Raw genomic sequence first — 6,723 nt, forward strand, 5'->3', positions numbered from 1 at the left:
GTGCCATTATGCCTTACAGAATGGATCGCCGCGCCTACGCCGAAACCTATGGACCGACAGTAGGCGATCGCATCCGACTTGCAGACACAGAATTATTTATTGAAGTTGAACAAGATTTCACCACCTACGGCGACGAAGTGAAATTCGGCGGCGGTAAAGTCATCCGAGACGGGATGGGACAATCCCCCATTTCTAACGCCGATGGTGCTGTTGATTTAGTAATTACTAATGCCTTAATTCTCGATTGGTGGGGTATTGTCAAAGCGGATATTGGCATTAAAGATGGCAAAATTTTCAAAATTGGTAAAGCCGGAAATCCTTATATTCAAGACAATGTAGATATTATTATCGGCCCCGGAACCGAAGCCTTAGCTGGTGAAGGAATGATTCTCACTGCTGGCGGTATCGATGCCCATATTCATTTTATTTGTCCCCAACAGATTGAAGTGGCGATCGCTTCCGGTATTACCACTATGATCGGCGGTGGTACTGGGCCAGCTACGGGTACAAATGCTACTACCTGCACCCCAGGACCTTGGAACATTTACCGAATGCTACAAGCTGCTGATGCTTTTCCCGTCAACTTAGGATTTTTGGGTAAAGGTAACGCCAGTCAATCGCAAGGACTTGTAGAACAAGTAGCCGCCGGCGCAATGGGGTTAAAACTTCATGAAGACTGGGGAACCACACCCGCAGCAATTGATACTTGCCTCCGTGTTGCTGATGAATATGATGTACAAGTAGCGATTCATACTGATACGCTGAACGAAGCCGGATTTGTGGAAGATACGATCGCTGCTTTTAAGAATCGTACTATCCACACCTACCACACTGAAGGCGCAGGCGGCGGACACGCACCAGATATCATCAAAGTTTGCGGACAAGCCAATGTTCTGCCATCTTCCACTAACCCCACACGTCCTTACACCGTCAACACTTTAGATGAACACCTGGATATGTTGATGGTATGCCATCATCTTGATCCTGCGATCGCCGAAGATGTCGCTTTTGCCGAATCTCGCATCCGTCGGGAAACCATTGCTGCTGAAGACATTTTGCACGACTTAGGCGCATTTAGTATGATTTCTTCCGATTCCCAGGCAATGGGAAGGGTAGGCGAAGTGATAATTCGCACTTGGCAGACATCTCACAAAATGAAGGTGCAACGGGGAAGTCTTAATCCACAAGGAACTGAGCAAAAAGCAGATAATTTTCGGGCGAAAAGGTATGTTGCTAAGTATACTATTAACTCAGCGATCGCTCACGGAATTGCTCAATATGTGGGTTCAGTAGAAGAGGGAAAATTAGCAGATTTGTGTTTGTGGCATCCCGCATTTTTTGGCGTGAAGCCAGAGATAGTGATTAAAGGCGGAATGATTGCATGGTCGCAAATGGGCGATGCTAATGCCAGTATTCCCACACCGCAACCAGTGTATATGCGACCGATGTTTGGTAGTTTTGCAGGGGCGCGTCATGCCACATCATTAACTTTTGTTTCTCAAGCAGCTTTAGAGAAAGAAATTCCCAGCCAGCTAGGTTTACAAAAGTCAGCAGTTGCAGTTTCTGAGACACGCCAATTGAGTAAGCGGGATATGAAGCTGAATGATGCACTACCCCACATTGAAGTAGATCCAGAAACATACCAAGTAAGGGCTAATGGTGAGTTGCTGATTTGTGAACCTGCAACAGTTTTACCAATGGCACAGAGGTACTTTTTGTTTTAATTCATAACTGATTAACTTACTGATTATGATATAGCAATCCGAATTGAAACGTGAGAAAATACGGGGATTAAAAGTACATATTTATAGGCTTTTCAGTAATTTTCTCTCTCATAACTGTATATTGATGTATGTTAGTTTTGGTGTCAGCCTTCAATATTTCTGGATGTAAACCGCCGATGAACGCCGATAATAAACCAAACTATACAATTTTAGAAGTTCAAGAACTTAATGTTAATTATGGCGGTATCCAAGCTCTGAAAAAGATTAATTTAATTATTCAAAAAGGTGAGGTAGTTACTCTAATTGGCGCGAATGGTGCTGGTAAAACTACTACACTCCGCGCCATATCTAAAATAGTTAATCCTCAGAGTGGCGTGATTATCTATAATGGACATCATATTACCCGCCGCCAAGCTCACGAGGTTGTAAAACTTGGTATCGCCCATTGTCCTGAAGGACGCAGAGTATTAGCGCGGCAAACAGTGTTTGATAATTTACTTTTGGGTGCTTATATTCGCACCAATCAAGCCGAGATAAAAGCAGATGTTCAGCATCAATTTGAGCTATTTCCGCGTTTGTCACAAAGACGCAATCAACTAGCAGGAACCCTCAGTGGTGGTGAACAACAAATGTTAGCGATCGCTCGGGCTGTAATGAGTAAACCACAACTGTTGCTTTTAGATGAGCCTAGCTTAGGTTTAGCACCTGCGATCGTCCGCGAAATCTTCTCGATTATTGAAAATCTCCGTGCTACAGGTGTGACTATTCTGTTAGTTGAACAAAACGCCAATCTGGCTCTACAAATTGCCGATCGCGGTTATGTTTTGGAAGCTGGATCTATAACTTTAACAGGTACAGCATCAGAATTAATTAGTGATGAGCGAGTTAAAAAAGCTTATTTAGGGTAATTAATTAAATCAAAAATTGCGAGGTACAAGCAGATGGTAAAATCAGCAACTAAGCCCCTAACTTTAGAAGAGTTTTTGAAAGTACCAGAAACAAAGCCTAGTTCAGAATACATCAACGGTCAAATTATTCAAAAACCAATGCCACAGGGAAAACATAGTAAATTGCAGGGTAAGTTAGTCACAGGTATAAATGAAGTAGTTGAAAGTCGAAAAATTGCCCTTGCGTTCCCAGAATTGCGCTGTACATTTGGCGGACGTTCAATTGTCCCTGATGTATCTGTATTTGCTTGGGAGCGAATTCCCTTAGATGAAGGTGGAGAAGTGGCAAATGTTTTTCACACGTATCCAGACTGGACGATTGAGATTCTTTCGCCAGATCAAAGCCAGACTAAAGTAACCGGAAATATTTTGCATTGTCTAAAACATGGTAGTCGTTTCAGTTGGTTAATTGATCCAGGCGCTCGCTCTGTTTTAGTTTATCCACCAAAGCAGCAACCAGAACTTTTACAAGAAGAACAAGAAATATTACCAGTTCCCGATTTAGTTAGCGGCTTTCAGTTAACTGTAGGGCAACTATTTGGATGGCTAAAGTTGTAGGATAACACACTAATGAGTTTTATTAAACTTAAAAACATCATTCCTTGGGGACGTTCGATGGACGAATACGTTAAGATGTTTAACTTAACTCCTGAAGAACTAGGGTTAACTATACTCGATTGTGCTGGTGGCCCTGCTAGTTTCAATGCAGAAATGACTGCTCAAGGATACAAGGTTATTTCTTGCGATCCGATTTATCAATTCACAGCAGATGAAATCGATAACCGCATTCAGGATACTTATCAAATAGTTATAGATGGTGTTAAAGCCATCCAAGAATATTATGTTTGGCAGAATATCCAGTCCCCGGAAGAGATGGCTGAGATTCGCATGGCGGCAATGCGTAAATTTTTGGCAGATTTACCTTTGGGAATTAATGAAAACCGTTATCTAACAGATGAATTACCTGTCTTGCCTTTTGGAACACATCAGTTTGATTTAGCTTTGTGTTCTCACTTTTTATTTACTTATTCCGATCAGCTTTCAGAAGAATTTCATCTGGCATCAGTTTTGGAGATGTGCCGAGTTGCCAAAGAGGTACGCATTTTTCCACTATTAAAAATATCCGGTGAACCATCTCCTCACCTGAAACCAGTTATGAGTGAATTACAACAACGGCATTATTCAGTGGAAATCAAGCAAGTACCTTATGAATTTCAGAAAAATAGCAACCAAATCTTGCGTATAAATTCAATGTAATAAGTTAGGTGGACGAGAAATTTTACATTTGAGTTCGTTACACAATCTTAACTAATTTATATTGATAATTTTTCCTGATCATTACTATTATTACAAATTATTACGATTTTGTCATATATTAATATTTGCAGCCCTCCTTGCAGATACCTATATTTGTTTAGCGGCGAATTCTATTCACCGGAATAATTAAACCCATGAGTCAAATAGTCTGGATAGCAAGACACGCTAACCGCCTCGACTTCGTAAACCCTGATTGGTTTCTCACCGCCGAACGACGCTACGATCCACCCTTGTCTGACGATGGTAGGGTGCAGGCACAACAGTTAGCTAAACGATTGAAAAGAGAAAATATTCGCCATATTTTCGCTTCTCCCTTCCTGCGAACCGTACAAACGGCAAACGCAGTTGCAGAAGTTCTGAATTTACCGATTAAATTGGAAATCGGCTTGAGTGAATGGCTAAACCCAGCTTGGATGACAGAAGAACCCGAAAGACTCTCAACTCCAGCATTAGCGAAGTTATTCCCCAGAATTGACACCAGCTATACTTCGCGCATCGCCGCCAAATATCCTGAAACTCACGAAAAAGTGCGAGAACGTTCTGGGCAAACTGCCAGATGTCTAGCTACTGAGTTTTTACCAGAAGATATCCTGCTAGTAGCACATGGCGCATCTGTGTTGGGGGCAGCAATGGGGCTAGTGGGGGAAATTGCCAAAACAGAAGTTAAAGCTTCTTTATGTTCCCTTGTAAAAGTGGTACGCCAGGAACCAGAATGGTTATTAGAACTAACGGGAGATACTTCCCATTTAACCCACATAGAAGAAGTTATTCGATTTGCTTAAATCTCTAATAGGGATTTTCAATCATGGATTTCGCTATTTTGGGTATATCCTACAAAAAAAGTAATTAATTCACAAATAAGTTCTATGACTTTATTACTAGCAGGGGACATCGGCGGTACGAAAACTATTCTGCAATTGGTTGAAACATCAGACTCAACAAGTTTACATACTATTTATCAGGAAAGTTTCCACAGTGGCGATTTTCCCGATTTAGTACCAATTGTGAAGGAGTTTTTGGTCAAAGCTAATACACCAATACCACAAAAGGCTTGTTTTGCGATCGCAGGGCCTGTTGTCAAAAATACTGCCAAGCTAACCAATTTGGCTTGGTTCTTGGATACCGAACGTCTAGAACAAGAATTGGGTATCCCGCACGTTTCTTTGATTAACGACTTCGCCGCCGTTGGCTATGGCATTTTAGGTTTAGAAAAACAAGACTTGCTGACGTTGCAAGTTGGCAAATCCGCAGACGAAGCCCCCATTGGAATTATTGGTGCTGGTACTGGTTTAGGACAAGGATTTTTAATTAAACAGGGAAACTACTATCAAGTCTTTCCCTCAGAAGGTGGACACGCTGACTTTGCTCCCCGGACTGAGTTAGAGTTTCAGTTGTTGAAACACCTGCTGGATAAACATGATATTCAGCGCGTTTCTGTAGAACGGGTAGTTTCTGGAATGGGAATTGTAGCAATTTACCAATTTTTGCGCGATCGCAAATTTGCCACTGAATCACCAGATATTGCCAAAATCGTCAGAACTTGGGAACAAGAAGCGGGACAGGAAGAGAAAAGCGTTGATCCCGGTGCTGTGATTGGTACAGCTGCACTCCAAAAACGCGATCGCCTCTGTGAACAAACTTTGCAATTATTTATAGACGCTTATGGTGCAGAAGCCGGGAATCTTGCCCTGAAACTCCTACCTTACGGTGGCTTATATATCGCTGGTGGAATTGCGCCCAAAATCCTACCGTTAATCCAAAACAGTGGTTTCTTATTAAATTTCACCCAAAAAGGTAGGATGCGTCCCCTGCTCGAAGATATTCCCGTGTATATTATCCTCAACTCCCAAGTGGGGCTAATTGGTGCTGCTTTATGTGCTGTTAGGTTATAACAGCTAGCATCATCAGTGAGATCAGCATCTCGAAAAGTCAAAAATATGACAATTAAAAGTCTGTTGCCATTAATCGCCGCTACCTTCATCTGTGGTGGATCTGTTCTGGTGGAAGCGCGTCAACCTAAACCTCCAACGGCTGTTGTCAAACCAACCGTTTCTCAACCCGCGCAGCCAAAATGGAAATTATTCACCGCTCCAGATGGACGCTTTAGTATTTTGATGCCGGGAAACCCCAACAGAAATACCCAATACCAAAAAACTTACATGGGGAAAATTACCTTAAAAATATTTGTCGCTCAACCACCAAAACAGCAAGTAGCATATCTAGTTGCTTACAATGATTTTCCTTATAGTTACGGTGAAATGGCTGATCCCCAAGCTGTACTTAATAATGCACGGGATATGGCTTTAAAGACTACGAAAAGTCATTTAATTAGTCAAGGAAATATTCGTAGTTCCAATAATCATCCTGGCAAAGAAATTGAGTACATCAATTCTGGAGGGAAAATCACTAGAAGTAGAATGTATGTTGCTGAAGGACGATTGTATCAAGTAATGGCAATAACTACAAAAAAACAGCAGAAGACATTAGCTAAAACCATTACTGGGTATTTAAATTCCTTCCATGTAGTTTTGAAAAAGTAAAATAATTAAAACCTTTACTATATTAGCCTTGCAATCAATTGCAGGTCTAATACAGCGTTTTTCAGGTAAATGAGATACACAGGTAGGGGCACAACATTGTTCATTGGTGTCAACTTAAGAAGTTAAAGCCCAAATTTGTTGGGTGCAAGCGTCAATCTCACGATGGCGCTTACGCCTGGTTTTGACTAATCCAAA

At 41.6% G+C, this 6,723-nt stretch carries 7 protein-coding genes; all 7 read left to right on the forward strand.

Going from position 1 to position 6,723, the window contains the following annotated elements:
* Positions 1–8: 8 nt before the first annotated feature.
* The gene (gene ureC, locus V7K15_RS16440) at positions 9–1,724 is read left to right on the forward strand and encodes an urease subunit alpha (protein WP_334906721.1); all 1,716 of its coding nucleotides are present in this window, start codon (positions 9–11) and stop codon (positions 1,722–1,724) included.
* A gap of 176 nt (positions 1,725–1,900) precedes the next feature.
* On the forward strand, positions 1,901–2,632 hold the full coding sequence (locus V7K15_RS16445; RefSeq protein WP_334906733.1) for an ABC transporter ATP-binding protein: 732 nt from the start codon (positions 1,901–1,903) through the stop codon (positions 2,630–2,632).
* A 33-nt stretch (positions 2,633–2,665) separates the two neighbouring features.
* Positions 2,666–3,229: a Uma2 family endonuclease gene (locus V7K15_RS16450; RefSeq protein WP_334906723.1), complete on the forward strand. Its 564-nt coding sequence runs from the start codon at positions 2,666–2,668 to the stop codon at positions 3,227–3,229.
* A 12-nt stretch (positions 3,230–3,241) separates the two neighbouring features.
* On the forward strand, positions 3,242–3,928 hold the full coding sequence (locus V7K15_RS16455) for an SAM-dependent methyltransferase (protein ID WP_334906725.1): 687 nt from the start codon (positions 3,242–3,244) through the stop codon (positions 3,926–3,928).
* 194 nt (positions 3,929–4,122) lie between these two features.
* Positions 4,123–4,770: a histidine phosphatase family protein gene (locus V7K15_RS16460; protein ID WP_334906727.1), complete on the forward strand. Its 648-nt coding sequence runs from the start codon at positions 4,123–4,125 to the stop codon at positions 4,768–4,770.
* Positions 4,771–4,854: 84 nt separating this feature from the next.
* The gene (locus V7K15_RS16465; protein WP_334906729.1) at positions 4,855–5,880 is read left to right on the forward strand and encodes a glucokinase; all 1,026 of its coding nucleotides are present in this window, start codon (positions 4,855–4,857) and stop codon (positions 5,878–5,880) included.
* A 45-nt stretch (positions 5,881–5,925) separates the two neighbouring features.
* Complete coding sequence (locus V7K15_RS16470) at positions 5,926–6,528, forward strand: hypothetical protein (protein ID WP_334906731.1); 603 nt, start codon at positions 5,926–5,928, stop codon at positions 6,526–6,528.
* The last annotated feature ends 195 nt before the right edge of the window (positions 6,529–6,723 follow it).

The sequence above is a fragment of the Nostoc sp. genome (genome assembly GCF_036919815.1).
Lineage (GTDB): Bacteria > Cyanobacteriota > Cyanobacteriia > Cyanobacteriales > Nostocaceae > Nostoc.

Bases quoted from the DNA above. Each gene is read 5' to 3' on its own strand.
- ureC (WP_334906721.1), top strand. From the start codon at position 9: ATGCCTTACAGAATGGATCGCCGCGCCTACGCCGAAACCTATGGACCG.
- V7K15_RS16445 (WP_334906733.1), top strand. From the start codon at position 1,901: ATGAACGCCGATAATAAACCAAACTATACAATTTTAGAAGTTCAAGAA.
- V7K15_RS16450 (WP_334906723.1), top strand. From the start codon at position 2,666: ATGGTAAAATCAGCAACTAAGCCCCTAACTTTAGAAGAGTTTTTGAAA.
- V7K15_RS16455 (WP_334906725.1), top strand. From the start codon at position 3,242: ATGAGTTTTATTAAACTTAAAAACATCATTCCTTGGGGACGTTCGATG.
- V7K15_RS16460 (WP_334906727.1), top strand. From the start codon at position 4,123: ATGAGTCAAATAGTCTGGATAGCAAGACACGCTAACCGCCTCGACTTC.
- V7K15_RS16465 (WP_334906729.1), top strand. From the start codon at position 4,855: ATGACTTTATTACTAGCAGGGGACATCGGCGGTACGAAAACTATTCTG.
- V7K15_RS16470 (WP_334906731.1), top strand. From the start codon at position 5,926: ATGACAATTAAAAGTCTGTTGCCATTAATCGCCGCTACCTTCATCTGT.